Below are 15,140 nucleotides of genomic sequence, written 5' to 3' on the forward strand. Positions count from 1 at the left end.
CTCCACCCCAGGTCGACGAAGCGGTGAGTCACGCGCGTGCCGCGCACGCGACACACCCGACCGCGGGGGTCGGAGCGACAAGACGAAGACGATAGAGAAGGACGAAGCGAAGCGATGGCGGGACAGAAGATCCGCATCCGGCTGAAGGCCTACGACCACGAGGTCATCGACAGCTCGGCACGCAAGATTGTCGACACGGTGACGCGTACTGGTGCGAAGGTTGCTGGCCCGGTGCCGTTGCCGACGGAAAAGAACGTGTTCTGCGTCATCCGCTCGCCGCACAAGTACAAGGACAGCCGCGAGCACTTCGAGATGCGCACCCACAAGCGGCTCATCGACATCATCGACCCCACGCCGAAGACCGTCGACTCGCTGATGCGTCTCGACCTGCCGGCCGGTGTCGACATCGAGATCAAGCTCTGAGGGACGCGTACAGCCAATGAGCACTGCTACCAAGAACACGCGCGGTCTGCTGGGCACCAAGCTCGGCATGACCCAGACCTGGGACGAGAACAACCGTGTCGTCCCCGTCACCGTGATCCAGGCCGGGCCCTGCGTCGTCACCGGTGTCCGCACCGCGGACCGGGACGGCTACGACGGCGTCCAGATCGCCTTCGGCGACATCGACCCGCGCAAGGTGACCAAGCCCCTGCGCGGCCACTTCGACAAGGCCGGCGTGACCCCGCGGCGGCACCTGCTGGAGCTGCGCACCGCCGACGCCAGCGAGTACACGCTGGGCCAGGAGATCAAGGCCGAGGCGTTCGAGGCCGGTGAGCGGGTCGACGTTTCCGCCACCAGCAAGGGCAAGGGCTTCGCCGGTGTGATGAAGCGGCACGGCTTCCACGGCCTGCGCGCGACCCACGGTGTGCACAAGAAGCACCGCTCGCCGGGTTCCATCGGCGGCTGCGCCACCCCGGGCCGGGTCTTCAAGGGCCTGCGGATGGCGGGCCGGATGGGCGCCGAGCAGGTCACCACGCAGAACATCAGCGTGCACGCGGTGGACACCGAGCGCGGCCTGATCCTGCTGAAGGGTGCGGTCCCCGGCCCCAAGGGCGGTCTGGTGCTGATCCGCAACGCCGCGAAGGGAGCCCAGAAGTGAGCACCGTCGACGTCGTCGCCGTGAAGGGCGACAAGGTCACCAAGAAGGGTTCCGCCGAGCTTCCGGCCGAGCTGTTCGACGTCCAGGTCAACATCCCGCTGATCCACCAGGTAGTGGTGGCCCAGCTGGCCGCGGCCCGCCAGGGTACGCACAAGGCGAAGAGCCGGGGCGAGGTGTCCGGCGGTGGCGCCAAGCCGTACCGCCAGAAGGGCACCGGCCGGGCCCGTCAGGGTTCGACCCGGGCGCCGCAGTTCACCGGTGGTGGCGTCGTCCACGGCCCGGTGCCGCGGGATTACAGCCAGCGCACCCCGAAGAAGATGATCGCCGCCGCGCTCCGCGGCGCGCTGTCCGACCGGGCCCGCGACGGCCACGTGTTCGTGGTCGAGAGCTTCGTCGAGGGCGACAAGCCGTCCACCAAGTCGGCGCTGAACGTGCTCGGCCAGGTCACCGACCCGGGCAAGGCACTGGTCGTCGTCGACCGCGCGGACGAGCTCACCTGGCTGAGCCTGCGCAACGTGCAGCACGTGCACCTGATCGCCGCCGACCAGCTGAACGCGTACGACGTTCTCTGCAGCGACGCGGTCGTGTTCACCCAGGCCGCCCTCGACTCGTTCGTCGCGGCCGGCGCTTCGCGCCGCAAGTCCGTGAAGGCTGTCGCCACGTCGACTGAAGCCGAGGAGACGGCGTTGAAGGAAGAGGCGGGAGCATGAGCCACGGAGTCAACAAGGATCCTCGCGACGTGCTGCTCCGGCCGGTCGTGAGCGAGAAGAGCTACGGCCTGCTGGACGAGCAGAAGTACACGTTCGAGGTCGCGCCGGACGCCAACAAGACCGAGATCAAGCTCGCGGTCGAGAAGGTGTTCAAGGTCAAGGTCAGCGACGTCAACACTCTCAACCGCAAGGGCAAGCGCCGCCGGACCCGGTCCGGTTTCGGCAAGCGCCCGGACACCAAGCGGGCGATCGTGACCCTCAAGGGTGACGACCGCATCGACATCTTCGGAGGCCAGTCGTAATGGGAATCCGCAAGTACAAGCCGACGACGCCGGGCCGCCGTGGCTCCAGCGTGGCCGACTTCGTCGAGCTCACCCGTTCGACCCCGGAGAAGTCGCTGCTGCGTCCGCTGCCGAAGAAGGGCGGCCGGAACAGCTCGGGCAAGATCACCACCCGGCACCACGGTGGCGGTCACAAGAGGGCGTACCGGCTGATCGACTTCAAGCGGTACGACAAGGACGGCGTGCCGGCCAAGGTCGCGCACATCGAGTACGACCCGAACCGCACCGCCCGGATCGCGCTGCTGCACTACGTGGACGGCGAGAAGCGCTACATCCTCGCTCCGGCCAACCTGAAGCAGGGCACGATCGTCGAGAACGGTCCGGCCGCGGACATCAAGGTCGGCAACAACCTGCCGCTGCGCAACATCCCGGTCGGTTCCACCGTCCACGCGGTCGAGCTGCGGCCGGGCGGTGGCGCCAAGATGGGCCGCTCCGCCGGTGCCAGCATCCAGCTGGTCGCGAAGGAAGGCCGGATGGCCACCCTGCGGATGCCGTCCGGCGAGGTCCGGATGGTCGACGTCCGCTGCCGCGCCACCCTCGGTGAGGTCGGCAACGGCGAGCAGTCGAACATCAACTGGGGCAAGGCGGGCCGGATGCGCTGGAAGGGCAAGCGCCCGACCGTCCGCGGTGTCGCGATGAACCCGGTCGACCACCCGCACGGTGGTGGTGAGGGCAAGACCTCGGGTGGACGCCACCCGGTGTCCCCGTGGGGCCAGCCGGAAGGCCGGACCCGCACCCGCAAGGAAAGCGACCGCATGATCGTCCGGCGCCGCAAGGCCGGCAAGAAGCGCTGATAGGGAGAGCCGGCCAGAATGCCACGCAGCCTGAAGAAGGGCCCGTTCGTCGACCACCACCTGATGAAGAAGGTGGAGGTGCAGAACGAGAAGGGCACCAAGAACGTCATCAAGACCTGGTCCCGCCGATCGATGATCGTGCCGGACATGATCGGCCACACGCTGGCGGTGCACGACGGCCGCAAGCACGTACCGGTGTTCGTGACGGACGCGATGGTCGGGCACAAGCTCGGCGAGTTCGCTCCGACCCGCACGTTCAAGGGTCACGAGAAGGACGACCGGAAGTCACGGCGTCGCTGATCCCGATGAGGGACAGTGACGAAGCGAAAGCAACCTACGGAGAGATTCGAACATCATGAGCGTTCAAGAGCGTAGGGCGGTCAGCGCCCGTCGCGAGAGCCTGCTGGGCGAGCAGCCCGGGGCCTTCGCGGTCGCGCGCTTCGTCCGCGTGACGCCGATGAAGGCGCGCCGCGTGGGTGATCTGGTGCGCGGTCTGGGCGTCGACGACGCACTCGCCACTCTGAAGTTCGCCCCGCAGGCCGCTGCCGCGACCGTGTACAAGGTCGTCGACAGCGCCGCGGCGAACGCCGAGGGCACCGAGCACCTGAGCCGGACCGACCTGGTCGTGTCCAAGGTTCTGGTCGACGAGGGACCGACGCTGAAGCGTCACCGTCCCCGCGCCCAGGGCCGGGCCACCCGGATCGACAAGCGGACCAGCCACATCACCGTCGTGGTCGAGCCGCGGGTCACCGAGGAGGCGGCTCCGAAGGCACCGGCCAAGAAGGCCGCGGCCAAGAAGACCGCTGACTCGGCGGCGAAGTCCCCGGCGAAGAAGGCGGCCAAGAAGGCTGCCGACAAGCCGGCCAAGGACGAGGCCGCGGAGAAGCCGGCCAAGAAGGCGACCGCGAAGAAGGCCGCCAAGAAGGCCACCGCTGAGAAGAAGGAGTCCTGACGTGGGACAGAAGGTAAACCCGCACGGGTTCCGTCTCGGCATCAGCACCGACCACAAGAGCCGCTGGTACGCCGACAAGCTGTACAAGGACTACGTGGGCGAGGACGTCAAGATCCGCCGCCTGCTGAGCAAGGGCATGGAGCGCGCCGGCATCTCCCGCGTGGAGATCGAGCGCACCCGTGACCGGGTCCGGGTCGACATCCACACCGCTCGTCCGGGCATCGTGATCGGTCGCCGCGGCGCCGAGGCGGACCGGATTCGGGGCAGCCTGGAGGAGCTCACCGGCAAGCAGGTGCAGCTGAACATCCTCGAGGTGAAGAACTCCGAGGTGGACGCGCAGCTGGTCGCCCAGGGTGTGGCCGAGCAGCTGTCCGGCCGCGTGGCGTTCCGCCGCGCGATGCGCAAGGCGATGCAGACCACCATGCGTGGCGGCGCCCTGGGCATCCGGATCCAGTGCTCCGGCCGGCTCGGTGGCGCGGAAATGTCGCGGTCGGAGTTCTACCGCGAGGGCCGCGTCCCGCTGCACACGCTGCGGGCCGACATCGACTACGGCTTCTACGAGGCCCGGACGACCTTCGGCCGGATCGGCGTGAAGGTCTGGATCTACAAGGGTGACGTGGCCGGCTCCCGCGCCGAGCGCGAGGCGCAGGCGGCGGCCCGGGCTGCCAACCAGCAGCGCCGGCCGGCTCGCCGCGACGACCGCGGTGGCCGTGGTGGCGACCGGGGTGGCCGTGGTGGCGACCGCGGTGGCCGCGGTGGCGACAACCGCCGCGACGCCCGCAACGACAACGCTGCGCCGGCCGAGAAGGCCGCCGAGAGCGCGCCGGCGGCCAAGGCCGCCGAGACGACCGGAACGGAGAGCTGACCGATGCTCATCCCCCGCAAGGTCAAGCACCGCAAGCAGCACCACCCGAAGCGCAGCGGCGCTGCCAAGGGTGGTACCACGCTGGCTTTCGGTGACTTCGGCATCCAGGCGCTGGAGAGCCACTACGTCACCAACCGGCAGATCGAGTCCGCGCGTATCGCGATGACCCGGCACATCAAGCGTGGCGGAAAGGTCTGGATCAACATCTACCCGGACCGCCCGCTGACCAAGAAGCCGGCCGAAACCCGGATGGGTTCCGGTAAGGGTTCGCCGGAGTGGTGGATCGCGAACGTGAAGGCCGGCCGCGTGCTGTTCGAGCTGTCCGGTGTTCCCGAGGACATCGCTCGCGAGGCGATGCGCCGCGCGATCCACAAGTTGCCGATGAAGTGCCGCTTCATCACCCGAGAGGCAGGTGAGAACTGATGGCTACCCTGACCGCCGCCGAGCTGCGGAACCTGGGCCGGGACGAGCTGATGACCAAGCTCGGTGAAGCCAAGGAGGAGCTGTTCAACCTCCGGTTCCAGGCTGCCACCGGACAGCTGGAGTCCCACGGCCGGCTGCGCGCCGTCCGCAAGGACATCGCCCGCATCTACACGGTGCTGTCCGAGCGTGCGCTCGGCATCACCGAGGAGGTGGACGCCCCGGCTGAGGCCGCGGCCGTCGCCGACGAAGCTGCGGACGACAGTGAGAAGGCGAACGCATGACCGAGAACACGAAGGACGAGACCGTGAGCACGACCACCGAGGCGCGAGGCCGCCGGAAGACCCGTGAGGGCCTGGTGCTGAGTGACAAGATGGACAAGACCGTCACCGTCGAGGTCGAGGACCGGGTCAAGCACAAGCTCTACGGCAAGGTCATCCGGCGCACCAGCAAGCTGAAGGCGCACGACGAGCAGAACGCCGCCGGGATCGGCGACCGCGTCCTCCTGATGGAGACCCGGCCGCTGTCGGCGACCAAGCGCTGGCGCGTCGTCGAGATCCTCGAGAAGGCCAAGTAGTTCCCGGCCCGGTGCCTCGGCACCGTCCGGAAACCATTCGATTTTATTCGTTCCGCAAGGCTCACGGACGTGAGAACCAGCGAGACAACCAGGAGATCAACAGATGATCCAGCAGGAGTCGCGACTGAAGGTCGCCGACAACACGGGCGCGAAGGAGATCCTTTGCATCCGCGTTCTCGGTGGCTCCGGTCGGCGCTACGCCGGTGTCGGTGACACGATCGTCGCCACCGTCAAGGACGCGATCCCCGGCGGTGGTGTGAAGAAGGGTGACGTCGTGAAGGCGGTCGTCGTGCGGACCGTGAAGGAGCGCCGGCGTCCGGACGGCTCCTACATCCGCTTCGACGAGAACGCCGCGGTGATCCTGAAGGCCGACGGTGAGCCGCGCGGTACCCGTATCTTCGGCCCGGTCGGCCGGGAGCTGCGGGAGAAGCGCTTCATGAAGATCATCTCGCTCGCGCCGGAGGTGCTCTGAGATGGCCCAGCAGAAGAAGCTGCACGTGAAGAAGGGCGATCAGGTTCGTGTGATCGCCGGTAAGTCCAAGGGCCTCGAGGGCAAGATCATCCAGGTCTTCCCGGACGACGAGAAGGTCATCGTCGAGGGCGTCAACCGGGTGAAGAAGCACACCAAGGTGCAGCAGGCCCAGCGCGGCGGCACCACCGGTGGCATCGTCACCCAGGAAGCCCCGATCCACGTCTCGAACGTGGCGCTTGTCGTCGAGGTCGAGAAGGACGGCAAGAAGCAGAAGGTGACCACCCGCGTCGGCTACAACCGCGTCGAGGTGCAGAAGCGCCGTCCGGACGGTTCGACGTACACCGGTTACCGGAGCGTCCGGATCGCCCGGAAGACCGGCGAGGAGATCTGATGACCACCGCAGTGACCGAGAACAAGACGCAGCCGCGGCTGAAGACGAAGTACCGCGAGGAGATCGTCGGCAAGCTGCACGACGAGTTCAAGTACGCGAACGTGATGCAGGTGCCCGGGCTCACCAAGATCGTGGTGAACATGGGCGTCGGCGAGGCGGCGCGGGACTCGAAGCTGATCGAGGGCGCGGTGAAGGACCTGGCCGCGATCACCGGTCAGAAGCCGCAGGTGACCAAGGCCCGCAAGTCGATCGCGCAGTTCAAGCTGCGCGAGGGGATGCCGATCGGCGCCCACGTGACGCTGCGCGGGGACCGGATGTGGGAGTTCCTGGACCGGCTGCTGGCGCTCGCGCTGCCCCGGATCCGCGACTTCCGCGGACTGTCGGCGAAGCAGTTCGACGGCACCGGGAACTACACCTTCGGTCTGACCGAGCAGGTGATGTTCCACGAGATCAACCAGGACCGGATCGACCGGGTCCGGGGCATGGACATCACCGTGGTGACCACCGCGAAGAACGACGACGAGGGCCGGGCCCTGCTGCGGGCGCTCGGCTTCCCGTTCAAGGAGAACTGACGTGGCGAAGACAGCACTCAAGGTCAAGCAGGCCCGGAAGCCGAAGTTCGCGGTACGCGGTTACACCCGCTGCCAGCGCTGCGGCCGGCCGAAGGCGGTCTTCCGCAAGTTCGGCCTGTGCCGGATCTGCCTGCGGGAGATGGCGCACCGGGGCGAGCTGCCCGGCGTGACCAAGTCCAGCTGGTGACCGTCTCCACCCCCGAACTTCTCCCTATTCACCACCATCTAGTCACCGTAGGTCGCCGAACGGCGAAACCACGGCGGGAAAGAGGCCCCAGGCCATGACGATGACCGACCCGATCGCAGACATGTTGACGCGTCTGCGGAACGCCAACCAGGCGTACCACGAGTCGACCACGATGCCGTACAGCAAGATCAAGCAGGGCATCGCCGACATCCTTCAGCAGGAGGGCTACATCGCCTCCTACAAGGTCGAGGACCCCGCGGAGGGTGCTGTCGGCAAGACCCTGACGGTCGACCTGAAGTTCGGCCCGAGCCGGGAGCGCTCCATCGCGGGCGTGCGCCGGATCAGCAAGCCGGGCCTGCGGGTCTACGCGAAGTCGACCAACCTGCCCAAGGTCCTCGGTGGCCTGGGCGTCGCGATCATCTCGACGTCCCAGGGACTGCTGACCGACCGTCAGGCCAAGAACAAGGGCGTTGGCGGGGAAGTCCTCGCCTACGTCTGGTGACGAAGAACCGGAAGGAGGACCACTGAAATGTCTCGCATCGGTAAGCTCCCGGTCTCGGTCCCGTCCGGCGTCGACGTCACGATCGACGGCCAGACGGTCACCGTCAAGGGGCCCAAGGGCCAGCTCTCGCACGTAGTGGCTGAGCCCATCGTGGTCAACCGGGACGAGGACGGCGCCATCGCCGTGACCCGCCCGGACGACCTGCGGAAGAGCAAGGAACTGCACGGCCTGTCCCGCACTCTGATCGCCAACCTGGTCACCGGGGTGACCGAGGGCTACGAGAAGAAGCTCGAGATCGTCGGCGTCGGGTACCGCGTCCTGGCCAAGGGACCGACCCAGCTGGAGTTCTCCCTCGGCTACAGCCACACCATCACGGTGGACGCGCCCGAGGGGATCACCTTCAACGTCGAGGCCCCGACCAAGTTCTCGGTGCTCGGCATCGACAAGCAGTCGGTCGGCGAGGTCGCCGCGAACATCCGCAAGCTGCGCAAGCCCGAGCCGTACAAGGGCAAGGGCGTGCGGTACGCCGGCGAGCAGGTGCGCCGCAAGGTCGGAAAGGCTGGTAAGTAACCATGGCGATCGGACTGCGTCCGCACAAGCACGCCGCGAAGACCACGGCCTCCCGGCTGCGCCGGCAGATCCGGGTCCGGAAGAAGATCAACGGCACGGCCGACCGGCCGCGGCTGGTGGTCACCAAGTCCTCGAAGCACCTGTTTGTTCAGGTCATCGACGACGTCGCCGGCAAGACGCTGGCGTCGGCTTCCACGATGGAGGCCGACCTGCGTGGCGCCGAGGCGAACAAGACCGACAAGGCCAAGACCGTCGGCGGCCTGATCGCCGACCGCGCCAAGGCCGCCGGCATCGACTCGGTCGTCTTCGACCGGGCCGGGAACAAGTACCACGGCCGGATCGCGGCCCTGGCCGACGCCGCCCGTGAGGGCGGCCTCGGCTTCTGACATGGCGACAAAGGAAGAAGGTAGTTCGAAATGAGCGGAGGCCAGCAGCGTCGCGGAGGCGGCGCCGGTGGTGAGCGCCGTGGCCGCGACGGTGGTCGCGGTCAGCAGGCGGACAAGACCGCCTACATCGAGCGCGTGGTAGCCATCAACCGGGTCGCCAAGGTCGTGAAGGGTGGTCGTCGCTTCAGCTTCACCGCCCTCGTGGTCGTCGGCGACGGTGAAGGCACCGTCGGTGTGGGTTACGGCAAGGCCAAGGAGGTGCCCGCGGCGATCGCCAAGGGCGTCGAGGAGGCCAAGAAGGCGTTCTTCAAGGTGCCGCGGATTCAGGGCACCATCCCGCACCCGGTCCAGGGCGAGAAGGCTGCAGGCGTTGTGATGCTGCGTCCGGCCGCTCCCGGTACCGGTGTGATCGCGGGCGGCTCGGCGCGCGCCGTACTGGAGTGCGCCGGTATCCACGACATCCTCAGCAAGTCGCTGGGTTCCTCGAACTCCATCAACGTGGTGCACGCCACGGTGGAGGCGCTGCGGAGCCTGGAGACCCCGGAGGCCGTGGCCGCGCGCCGTGGCCTGCCGGTCGAGGACGTCGCGCCGGCCGCGCTGCTGAAGGCGCGGGCGGAGGTGGCTTCCTGATGGCACGCCTGAAGGTGACCCAGGTCCGTTCGGGCATCGGTGGCAAGCAGAACCAGCGCGACACGCTGCGTACGCTCGGCGTCAAGCGGATCGGCGACACCGCCGTCCACGAGGACAAGCCCGAGGTCCGCGGCATGGTGCGGGCGGTTCGCCACCTCATCACCGTCGAGGAGGTCGACTGATATGGCGCTCAAGGTTCACCACCTGCGTCCGGCGCCCGGTGCCAAGACCGCCAAGACCCGCGTGGGTCGTGGCGAGGGCAGCAAGGGCAAGACGGCCGGCCGCGGTACCAAGGGCAGCAAGGCGCGGAACAACATCCCCGAGTGGTTCGAGGGTGGCCAGATGCCGCTGCACATGCGGCTCCCGAAGCTGAAGGGCTTCAACAGCAGGAACCGGGTGGAGTTCCAGGTCGTTAACCTGGACAAGCTCGGACAACTGTTTCCCGAGGGTGGCGAGGTCGGCGTAGCCGAGCTGGTCGCCAAGGGCGCGGTCCGTCGTGGTCAGCCGGTGAAGGTGCTGGGTGACGGCGAACTGACCGTGGCACTGCAGGTCTCGGCACACAAGTTCTCGAAGTCCGCCACGGAGAAGATCCAGGCGGCCGGAGGAACCACGACCGAGGTGTGACACGAGGTCCAGGGCTCGTAACGATCGGTGCTTGATATCCTGCGCCGGTCGGACGAGCCCTGGTTCGTCTCTTGCCCAGCGGTTTAGCTAGGCCCCTGCCGTGCCCGCGGCGAGGGAAACTTGTGGGAGGACAGGGTGTTAGGCGCCTTTGCCAACGCGTTCAAGACTCCGGACCTGCGCCGGAAGATCTTGTTCGTGCTCTTCATCGTCGTGATCTTCCGGATCGGCTCCGTCGTACCGGCACCCGGCGTCAACGTTCAGTCTCTGCACACGTGTATCAAGATCTCCCAGGGTGGCGCGAACGCCAACCTGTACAACTTGATCAACCTGTTCTCCGGTGGCGCGCTGCTGCAGCTCGCGATCTTCGCGCTCGGCATCATGCCGTACATCACCGCCAGCATCATCCTGCAGCTGCTCACCGTGGTGATCCCGCGGCTGGAGTCGCTGAAGAAGGAAGGCCAGGCGGGCCAGGCGAAGATCACCCAGTACACCCGGTTCCTCACCGTCGGGCTGGCGATCCTGCAGTCCACCGCGTTCGTGGCGCTGGCCCGGACGCCGGGCCGGCTGTTCCAGGGCTGCACCGAGCCGCTGCTGTACAAGGACGACTGGTTCACCGTCTCGGTGATGGTGCTGACGATGACCGCCGGTACCGGCATCATCATGTGGCTCGGTGAGCTGATCACCGACCGTGGCGTCGGCAACGGCATGTCGATCCTGATCTTCACCCAGATCGTCGCCACCTTCCCGACCCAGCTGTGGAGCATCCGCAAGCAGAAGGGCGTCACCACCTTCGTCGTGGTGCTCGCGATCGGGCTGGTGATCATGGCCGCGGTCATCTTCATCGAGCAGGCCCAGCGCCGGATCCCGGTCCAGTACGCGAAGCGGATGGTCGGCCGGAAGATGTTCGGCGGGACCTCCACCTACATTCCGCTGAAGGTGAACCAGGCCGGTGTGATCCCGGTCATCTTCGCCTCCAGCCTGCTGTATCTCCCCGTTCTGATCAGTCAGTTCCAGCAGGGCAAACCCTGGGCGAACTGGATCCAGGGGAACTTGGTCAAGGGCGACCACCCGATCTACATGGTGACGTACGTCGCCCTGATCATCTTCTTCACGTACTTCTACGTCTCGATCACCTTCAACCCGAAGGAGGTCGCCGACAACATGAAGAAGTACGGCGGCTTCATCCCGGGCATCCGGGCCGGGCGGCCGACCGAGGAATACCTGAAGTACGTGCTGGACCGCATCACGCTGCCGGGAGCGCTGTACCTCGCGGTGATCTCGATGATCCCGCTGGTCGCCCTCGTCCTGCTGAACGCCAGCCAGAACTTCCCCTTCGGTGGTACGTCGATCCTGATCATGGTCGGGGTCGGGCTGGACACGGTGAAGCAGATCGAGAGTCAGCTGCAGCAGCGTAACTACGAAGGGTTCCTGCGCTGATGAGAATGTTGCTGATGGGTCCGCCCGGGGCGGGCAAGGGCACGCAGGCAAAGGTGCTTGCGGAACGCCTCAATATCCCGGCCGTGTCCACCGGCGACATCTTCCGTGCGAACGTGAAGGACGAGACGCCGCTCGGTGTCGAGGCGAAGCGCTACATGGACGCCGGCGACTACGTCCCGGACGAGGTCACCAACTCGATGGTCCGGGACCGGCTGTCCGAGGCCGACGCGGGCGAGGGCTTCCTGCTCGACGGGTACCCGCGGACGCTGGCCCAGGTGGGCACGCTGGACGACATCCTGGCCGAGCACGGGCACAAGCTGGACGCGGTGGTCGCACTGGTCGCCGACATCGACGTACTGGTCGAGCGGATGACCAAGCGGGCGCACATCGAAGGCCGGACCGACGACTCCGAAGAGGTCGTCCGGCACCGGCAGGACGTCTACACCGCCGAGACCAAGCCGCTGCTGCAGGTGTACGCGCAGCGCGGCCTGCTGGTCGAGGTGAACGGCGTCGGCGAGATCGACGAGGTCAGTGAGCGCGTACTCGCGGCGCTGAAGCCCGTCACCGAATAAACCGGACGTGATGTACGGCCATGTTTAGAGATCGCGGTATCGAGATCAAGACCCGCGAGCAGATCCTGGCGATGCGCAAGGCCGGCCTGGTGGTCGGCCGCACGCTGGAGCTGCTCCGCGGTGCGGTCCGGGCCGGAATCAGTACGGGCGAGCTGGACGCGATCGCGGAGGACAACATCCGCAGCTCCGGCGCGACGCCGTCGTTCAAGGGGTACCACGGGTTCACCGGCTCGATCTGCGCGTCGGTGAACGACGAGATCGTGCACGGCATCCCCGGTGAGCGGGTGCTCGCGGCCGGTGACCTGATCTCGATCGACTGTGGTGCGATCGTCGACGGCTGGCACGGCGACGCGGCGATCACGGTGCCGGTCGGTGGGCCGGACGCGGTCGACGCCGAGTTGCTGGAGCTGGCCCGGGTCTGCGAGGAGTCGATGTGGCGCGGGTTCGCTGCGGCGCGGCTCGGCGGGCGGCTGACGGACATCTCCGCCGCGGTCGAGGCGTACGTCCGCGCGAACTCGTCGTACGGCATCGTCGAGGACTTCGTCGGGCACGGGATCGGTTCGGCGATGCACCAGCCGCCGAACGTACCGAACTTCGGGCGTCCGGGCCGCGGACCGAAGCTGGTCGAGGGGATGGCGCTGGCGGTCGAGCCGATGCTGACCCTTGGCAAGCAGGACAACCACACCCTCGAGGACGACTGGACGGTCGTCACCGACGACGGCAAGTCCGCTGCTCACACCGAGCACACGTTCACTCTCACTCCGCAAGGGCCGTGGGTGCTGACCGCGCTGGACGGCGGTGAGGCCAAGCTCGCCGAGCTCGGTATCACCTTCGGCGCGCTGGCCGACTGACCGGCCGCCGGTCAGACCTGGGGCCGATCAGCGGACACCCGGGGTCCACCCGTTGGGGGACGCGAGGGAACCGGCGCTGAGGCACACTTGAGCCATGCCTCAGTACCAGCCGTACCAGCGTTTCACCGAAGCCGACCGGGACAAGATCGCCGGCCGGCTGCGGGATGCGTTCGCGGACGGCCGGTTGGATCAGCCGGAGTTCTCGTCCCGGCTCGATCAGCTGTACACGGTGCAGACGTACGGCGAGCTGGAGCCGCTGGTCCGTGACCTGCCGCCGGTGCGGACGTACCAGACGCCCGAGGTGGTCAAGGACACCAAGCCCACGCCGGAGCCGGGCACCTTCCCGGAGCGGAAGAAGGAGAACCAGCCGAACCGCAAGAACGCGATCGGCGGGTTCACCGGGGTGGTCCTGATCAACGTGGTGATCTGGTTCGTGGTCGGTCTCGGCAACGGTGGCCACTGGCCGAACTTCTGGCCGGTCTGGCTGTTGATCCCGTGGGCGATCATCGCCCTCGGCGGTCTCGGCAGGCGCCGTTGACGGCGGCCCCGCGGCGCCGTGCCCGGCTGCGACCGGACTGGGCCTGGCAACTGCACCAAGGGGCCGCGATCGTGTACGTGATCTGGTTCGCCGTCGCCGTACCGCTGGCGATCGCCGGACTACTGCTGGAGCCGCGCTGGGTGGGCTGGATCGTACTGGCCTGGTTCCTGGTGCTGGCCGGCTTCACGCTCGGACTGCGGATCGCTGACAACCGTCGCCGGCGCGCCTGGGCTGCCGCGGCCGGGCAGCTCGGCTGGCGGATCAGTGCGTCGGGGATGGAACTCCTTGATCGTTGGCCGTTCCCACCGTTCAGCAGCGATCCGCGGGCCGAGGTGGTCGACGTGACGGCCGGCCGGCATCGCGGCCGCGAGCTGTGGACCGGGCAGTTCCGGCACAAGGCCGGGCGCCGCGAACTCGGCTTCGACTTCCTTGATCTGCAGGTGGATCGGCCGCTGCCGCCCCTGCAGGTGCTGCCGGCCGAACTGGCGCCGGTCGCGGCGGCCAGCCTGCTGCCGCTGCGGTTCACGGTCGACGGGCTGCCGGCGCGGTGCCAGTTGTTCAACGGGCGCGAGGATCATGCGCTCGCGCTGCTGCACCCGCGCGCGGTCGAGGCGCTCGCGGACGTACCGCCGTTCGGGTTCAGCTGCGAGGGGCGGCGGTTCGTCGCGATCCTTCCGGCGTACCGCGACGTGGCCACCGCCCTCGCCCAGCTCGATGCGGCGTGTGACCTGCTCGACCTGATGCCAGAACAGCTCTGGCGTGCGGGCGAGCAATGGGCAGCTAGTCAGCAGTCCTGAGCATCCGCACCGCGGCCGACATGTCCGCGTCGCCGTGGCCGGCGGCGACCGTCTTCCGGAGCAGTTCGCCCATGGGTACGAGCAGCGCGGGGTCGACGCCTTGTGCGGTCGACGCGTCGATCAGGTTGCCGTACGCGGCCGACTGCATCGCCAGGTTCGAACCGGCGGCACCGGGGGCCGGGCCGTCGTCCAGGTCCTGCGCCATCCTGGGCAGGCTGCCCAGCATCGCGGTCAGCCACGGCACCAAGAACTCGTTGGTGAAGCCCACGGCCGGTACCCGCTCGCTCTCGGCCAGCGCGAGCGCGTGCTGCGCGCCGCCGAACATGCCGTACATCGCGCTCAGCAGGGCGATGTCGTACAACGCGGCCAGCCCGGGGTCGGCGCCGACGAACGCGGGCCGGCCGAGTACGGACAGATCGGCACTGTGCTGTTCGAAGGCGTCCTCGGCGCCGCTGTAGAAGATGAAGGCCGCCGGGCCGCCGATCATCGCGGGGACGGCCATGATGCCGCCGTCCAGGTACCGCGCGCCGGCCTCCGTGGCCCATCGGGCGGTGTTCCGGGCCTGCTCAGGCGTGCTGTTGGTCAGATTGACGACCGTGCGACCGGTCAGGTCGAGGCCGTCGAGAGTGGTCCGGACGGTGTCGTCGATCAGCAGGCAGACGACGACGAGCTCCGTGGCGGCGACCGCCTCGCCGGCGGTGGTGGCGCGGGTGACGCCGAGGGAGTCGAGTTCGGGGGAGCGGCCGGGGGTGCGGTTCCAGACGGTGGTCGGGTGGCCGGCGGCCAGGAAGGCGCGGGCGAGGGCGGTCCCCATCGCACCGAGCCCGAGGACGGTCACTGGTGTCTTCATGTC

Annotated in this window: 26 protein-coding genes and 1 pseudogene; 26 read left to right on the top strand and 1 reads right to left on the bottom strand. The window is 67.8% G+C overall.

The window, feature by feature from the left end:
* Positions 1–114: 114 nt before the first annotated feature.
* The 26 genes and pseudogenes from rpsJ to ABD260_RS09700 all read left to right on the top strand — a co-directional run bounded on the left by rpsJ (position 115) and on the right by ABD260_RS09700 (position 14,287).
* Complete coding sequence (rpsJ, locus tag ABD260_RS09575) at positions 115–423, top strand: 30S ribosomal protein S10 (protein WP_012923688.1); 309 nt, start codon at positions 115–117, stop codon at positions 421–423.
* Between the two features lie 16 nt (positions 424–439).
* Positions 440–1,099 carry a 50S ribosomal protein L3 gene (rplC, locus tag ABD260_RS09580; protein ID WP_184840559.1) on the top strand — a complete coding sequence of 220 codons (660 nt, stop codon included), beginning with the start codon at positions 440–442 and terminating at the stop codon, positions 1,097–1,099.
* Entirely contained in the window at positions 1,096–1,809 is a 714-nt protein-coding gene (gene rplD, locus ABD260_RS09585) for a 50S ribosomal protein L4 (RefSeq protein ID WP_344233040.1), read from the top strand. Before rplC ends, rplD begins: the two co-directional genes overlap by 4 nt.
* Positions 1,806–2,111: a 50S ribosomal protein L23 gene (gene rplW, locus ABD260_RS09590; RefSeq protein WP_130384643.1), complete on the top strand. Its 306-nt coding sequence runs from the start codon at positions 1,806–1,808 to the stop codon at positions 2,109–2,111. The genes rplD and rplW overlap by 4 nt, the downstream gene beginning before the upstream one ends.
* On the top strand, positions 2,111–2,944 hold the full coding sequence (gene rplB / locus ABD260_RS09595) for a 50S ribosomal protein L2 (RefSeq protein WP_344233041.1): 834 nt from the start codon (positions 2,111–2,113) through the stop codon (positions 2,942–2,944). The genes rplW and rplB overlap by 1 nt, the downstream gene beginning before the upstream one ends.
* An 18-nt stretch (positions 2,945–2,962) precedes the next feature.
* Positions 2,963–3,244, top strand: coding sequence for a 30S ribosomal protein S19 (rpsS, locus tag ABD260_RS09600; protein ID WP_131361012.1), 282 nt, complete (start codon positions 2,963–2,965; stop codon positions 3,242–3,244).
* A gap of 55 nt (positions 3,245–3,299) precedes the next feature.
* Positions 3,300–3,785, top strand: a pseudogene (gene rplV / locus ABD260_RS09605) (50S ribosomal protein L22); the annotation flags it as partial.
* Positions 3,786–3,897: 112 nt separating this feature from the next.
* Positions 3,898–4,761, top strand: coding sequence for a 30S ribosomal protein S3 (gene rpsC / locus ABD260_RS09610; protein ID WP_344233042.1), 864 nt, complete (start codon positions 3,898–3,900; stop codon positions 4,759–4,761).
* A gap of 3 nt (positions 4,762–4,764) precedes the next feature.
* Entirely contained in the window at positions 4,765–5,184 is a 420-nt protein-coding gene (gene rplP / locus ABD260_RS09615) for a 50S ribosomal protein L16 (RefSeq protein ID WP_184840569.1), read from the top strand.
* Entirely contained in the window at positions 5,184–5,465 is a 282-nt protein-coding gene (gene rpmC / locus ABD260_RS09620; protein WP_184840571.1) for a 50S ribosomal protein L29, read from the top strand. The genes rplP and rpmC overlap by 1 nt, the downstream gene beginning before the upstream one ends.
* Positions 5,462–5,758 (top strand): 30S ribosomal protein S17, encoded by a 297-nt coding sequence (rpsQ, locus tag ABD260_RS09625; protein WP_184840574.1) that lies wholly within the window; start codon positions 5,462–5,464, stop codon positions 5,756–5,758. The genes rpmC and rpsQ overlap by 4 nt, the downstream gene beginning before the upstream one ends.
* A 103-nt stretch (positions 5,759–5,861) precedes the next feature.
* Entirely contained in the window at positions 5,862–6,230 is a 369-nt protein-coding gene (gene rplN, locus ABD260_RS09630) for a 50S ribosomal protein L14 (protein WP_012923677.1), read from the top strand.
* A 1-nt stretch (position 6,231) separates the two neighbouring features.
* Positions 6,232–6,621 carry a 50S ribosomal protein L24 gene (gene rplX / locus ABD260_RS09635; RefSeq protein WP_344233043.1) on the top strand — a complete coding sequence of 130 codons (390 nt, stop codon included), beginning with the start codon at positions 6,232–6,234 and terminating at the stop codon, positions 6,619–6,621.
* On the top strand, positions 6,621–7,193 hold the full coding sequence (gene rplE / locus ABD260_RS09640; RefSeq protein WP_184840585.1) for a 50S ribosomal protein L5: 573 nt from the start codon (positions 6,621–6,623) through the stop codon (positions 7,191–7,193). The genes rplX and rplE overlap by 1 nt, the downstream gene beginning before the upstream one ends.
* A gap of 1 nt (position 7,194) precedes the next feature.
* The gene (locus ABD260_RS09645; protein ID WP_012923674.1) at positions 7,195–7,380 is read left to right on the top strand and encodes a type Z 30S ribosomal protein S14; all 186 of its coding nucleotides are present in this window, start codon (positions 7,195–7,197) and stop codon (positions 7,378–7,380) included.
* A gap of 94 nt (positions 7,381–7,474) precedes the next feature.
* Entirely contained in the window at positions 7,475–7,882 is a 408-nt protein-coding gene (rpsH, locus tag ABD260_RS09650) for a 30S ribosomal protein S8 (RefSeq protein WP_184840587.1), read from the top strand.
* 27 nt (positions 7,883–7,909) lie between these two features.
* Positions 7,910–8,452: a 50S ribosomal protein L6 gene (gene rplF / locus ABD260_RS09655; RefSeq protein ID WP_344233044.1), complete on the top strand. Its 543-nt coding sequence runs from the start codon at positions 7,910–7,912 to the stop codon at positions 8,450–8,452.
* A 2-nt stretch (positions 8,453–8,454) separates the two neighbouring features.
* Entirely contained in the window at positions 8,455–8,838 is a 384-nt protein-coding gene (gene rplR, locus ABD260_RS09660) for a 50S ribosomal protein L18 (protein ID WP_344233045.1), read from the top strand.
* Positions 8,839–8,868: 30 nt separating this feature from the next.
* Positions 8,869–9,468 carry a 30S ribosomal protein S5 gene (gene rpsE / locus ABD260_RS09665; RefSeq protein ID WP_141854793.1) on the top strand — a complete coding sequence of 200 codons (600 nt, stop codon included), beginning with the start codon at positions 8,869–8,871 and terminating at the stop codon, positions 9,466–9,468.
* Complete coding sequence (rpmD, locus tag ABD260_RS09670) at positions 9,468–9,650, top strand: 50S ribosomal protein L30 (protein WP_132147635.1); 183 nt, start codon at positions 9,468–9,470, stop codon at positions 9,648–9,650. Before rpsE ends, rpmD begins: the two co-directional genes overlap by 1 nt.
* 1 nt (position 9,651) lies before the next feature.
* Positions 9,652–10,092: a 50S ribosomal protein L15 gene (gene rplO / locus ABD260_RS09675; RefSeq protein ID WP_344233046.1), complete on the top strand. Its 441-nt coding sequence runs from the start codon at positions 9,652–9,654 to the stop codon at positions 10,090–10,092.
* 135 nt (positions 10,093–10,227) lie between these two features.
* Positions 10,228–11,529: a preprotein translocase subunit SecY gene (gene secY / locus ABD260_RS09680; RefSeq protein WP_344233048.1), complete on the top strand. Its 1,302-nt coding sequence runs from the start codon at positions 10,228–10,230 to the stop codon at positions 11,527–11,529.
* Positions 11,529–12,101: an adenylate kinase gene (locus ABD260_RS09685; RefSeq protein ID WP_344233049.1), complete on the top strand. Its 573-nt coding sequence runs from the start codon at positions 11,529–11,531 to the stop codon at positions 12,099–12,101. Before secY ends, ABD260_RS09685 begins: the two co-directional genes overlap by 1 nt.
* 20 nt (positions 12,102–12,121) lie before the next feature.
* Entirely contained in the window at positions 12,122–12,952 is an 831-nt protein-coding gene (map, locus tag ABD260_RS09690) for a type I methionyl aminopeptidase (RefSeq protein WP_344233050.1), read from the top strand.
* 94 nt (positions 12,953–13,046) lie between these two features.
* Positions 13,047–13,490 carry a DUF1707 SHOCT-like domain-containing protein gene (locus tag ABD260_RS09695; RefSeq protein WP_344233051.1) on the top strand — a complete coding sequence of 148 codons (444 nt, stop codon included), beginning with the start codon at positions 13,047–13,049 and terminating at the stop codon, positions 13,488–13,490.
* Positions 13,487–14,287: a hypothetical protein gene (locus ABD260_RS09700; protein ID WP_344233052.1), complete on the top strand. Its 801-nt coding sequence runs from the start codon at positions 13,487–13,489 to the stop codon at positions 14,285–14,287. The genes ABD260_RS09695 and ABD260_RS09700 overlap by 4 nt, the downstream gene beginning before the upstream one ends.
* Here the strand turns inward: ABD260_RS09700 and ABD260_RS09705 are convergent.
* Positions 14,271–15,137, bottom strand: coding sequence for an NAD(P)-dependent oxidoreductase (locus ABD260_RS09705; RefSeq protein WP_344233053.1), 867 nt, complete (start codon positions 15,135–15,137; stop codon positions 14,271–14,273). The genes ABD260_RS09700 and ABD260_RS09705 overlap by 17 nt on opposite strands.
* Between the last annotated feature and the right edge of the window lie 3 nt (positions 15,138–15,140).

The organism is Kribbella hippodromi (genome assembly GCF_039531045.1).
Classification (GTDB): domain Bacteria; phylum Actinomycetota; class Actinomycetes; order Propionibacteriales; family Kribbellaceae; genus Kribbella; species Kribbella hippodromi.

What these genes read in the sequence shown, in the direction of transcription:
- rplX (WP_344233043.1), top strand. Translation starts at nt 6,232, where the DNA reads ATGGCCCAGCAGAAGAAGCTGCACGTGAAGAAGGGCGATCAGGTTCGT.
- map (WP_344233050.1), top strand. Translation starts at nt 12,122, where the DNA reads ATGTTTAGAGATCGCGGTATCGAGATCAAGACCCGCGAGCAGATCCTG.
- ABD260_RS09705 (WP_344233053.1), bottom strand. Translation starts at nt 15,137, where the DNA reads ATGAAGACACCAGTGACCGTCCTCGGGCTCGGTGCGATGGGGACCGCC.
- rpsE (WP_141854793.1), top strand. Translation starts at nt 8,869, where the DNA reads ATGAGCGGAGGCCAGCAGCGTCGCGGAGGCGGCGCCGGTGGTGAGCGC.
- rplO (WP_344233046.1), top strand. Translation starts at nt 9,652, where the DNA reads ATGGCGCTCAAGGTTCACCACCTGCGTCCGGCGCCCGGTGCCAAGACC.
- rplR (WP_344233045.1), top strand. Translation starts at nt 8,455, where the DNA reads ATGGCGATCGGACTGCGTCCGCACAAGCACGCCGCGAAGACCACGGCC.
- rplW (WP_130384643.1), top strand. Translation starts at nt 1,806, where the DNA reads ATGAGCCACGGAGTCAACAAGGATCCTCGCGACGTGCTGCTCCGGCCG.
- rplN (WP_012923677.1), top strand. Translation starts at nt 5,862, where the DNA reads ATGATCCAGCAGGAGTCGCGACTGAAGGTCGCCGACAACACGGGCGCG.
- rplF (WP_344233044.1), top strand. Translation starts at nt 7,910, where the DNA reads ATGTCTCGCATCGGTAAGCTCCCGGTCTCGGTCCCGTCCGGCGTCGAC.
- rplP (WP_184840569.1), top strand. Translation starts at nt 4,765, where the DNA reads ATGCTCATCCCCCGCAAGGTCAAGCACCGCAAGCAGCACCACCCGAAG.
- rpsQ (WP_184840574.1), top strand. Translation starts at nt 5,462, where the DNA reads ATGACCGAGAACACGAAGGACGAGACCGTGAGCACGACCACCGAGGCG.
- ABD260_RS09695 (WP_344233051.1), top strand. Translation starts at nt 13,047, where the DNA reads ATGCCTCAGTACCAGCCGTACCAGCGTTTCACCGAAGCCGACCGGGAC.
- rpsJ (WP_012923688.1), top strand. Translation starts at nt 115, where the DNA reads ATGGCGGGACAGAAGATCCGCATCCGGCTGAAGGCCTACGACCACGAG.
- rpmC (WP_184840571.1), top strand. Translation starts at nt 5,184, where the DNA reads ATGGCTACCCTGACCGCCGCCGAGCTGCGGAACCTGGGCCGGGACGAG.
- rpsS (WP_131361012.1), top strand. Translation starts at nt 2,963, where the DNA reads ATGCCACGCAGCCTGAAGAAGGGCCCGTTCGTCGACCACCACCTGATG.
- rplB (WP_344233041.1), top strand. Translation starts at nt 2,111, where the DNA reads ATGGGAATCCGCAAGTACAAGCCGACGACGCCGGGCCGCCGTGGCTCC.
- rpmD (WP_132147635.1), top strand. Translation starts at nt 9,468, where the DNA reads ATGGCACGCCTGAAGGTGACCCAGGTCCGTTCGGGCATCGGTGGCAAG.
- rpsH (WP_184840587.1), top strand. Translation starts at nt 7,475, where the DNA reads ATGACGATGACCGACCCGATCGCAGACATGTTGACGCGTCTGCGGAAC.
- ABD260_RS09685 (WP_344233049.1), top strand. Translation starts at nt 11,529, where the DNA reads ATGAGAATGTTGCTGATGGGTCCGCCCGGGGCGGGCAAGGGCACGCAG.
- rplC (WP_184840559.1), top strand. Translation starts at nt 440, where the DNA reads ATGAGCACTGCTACCAAGAACACGCGCGGTCTGCTGGGCACCAAGCTC.
- rplE (WP_184840585.1), top strand. Translation starts at nt 6,621, where the DNA reads ATGACCACCGCAGTGACCGAGAACAAGACGCAGCCGCGGCTGAAGACG.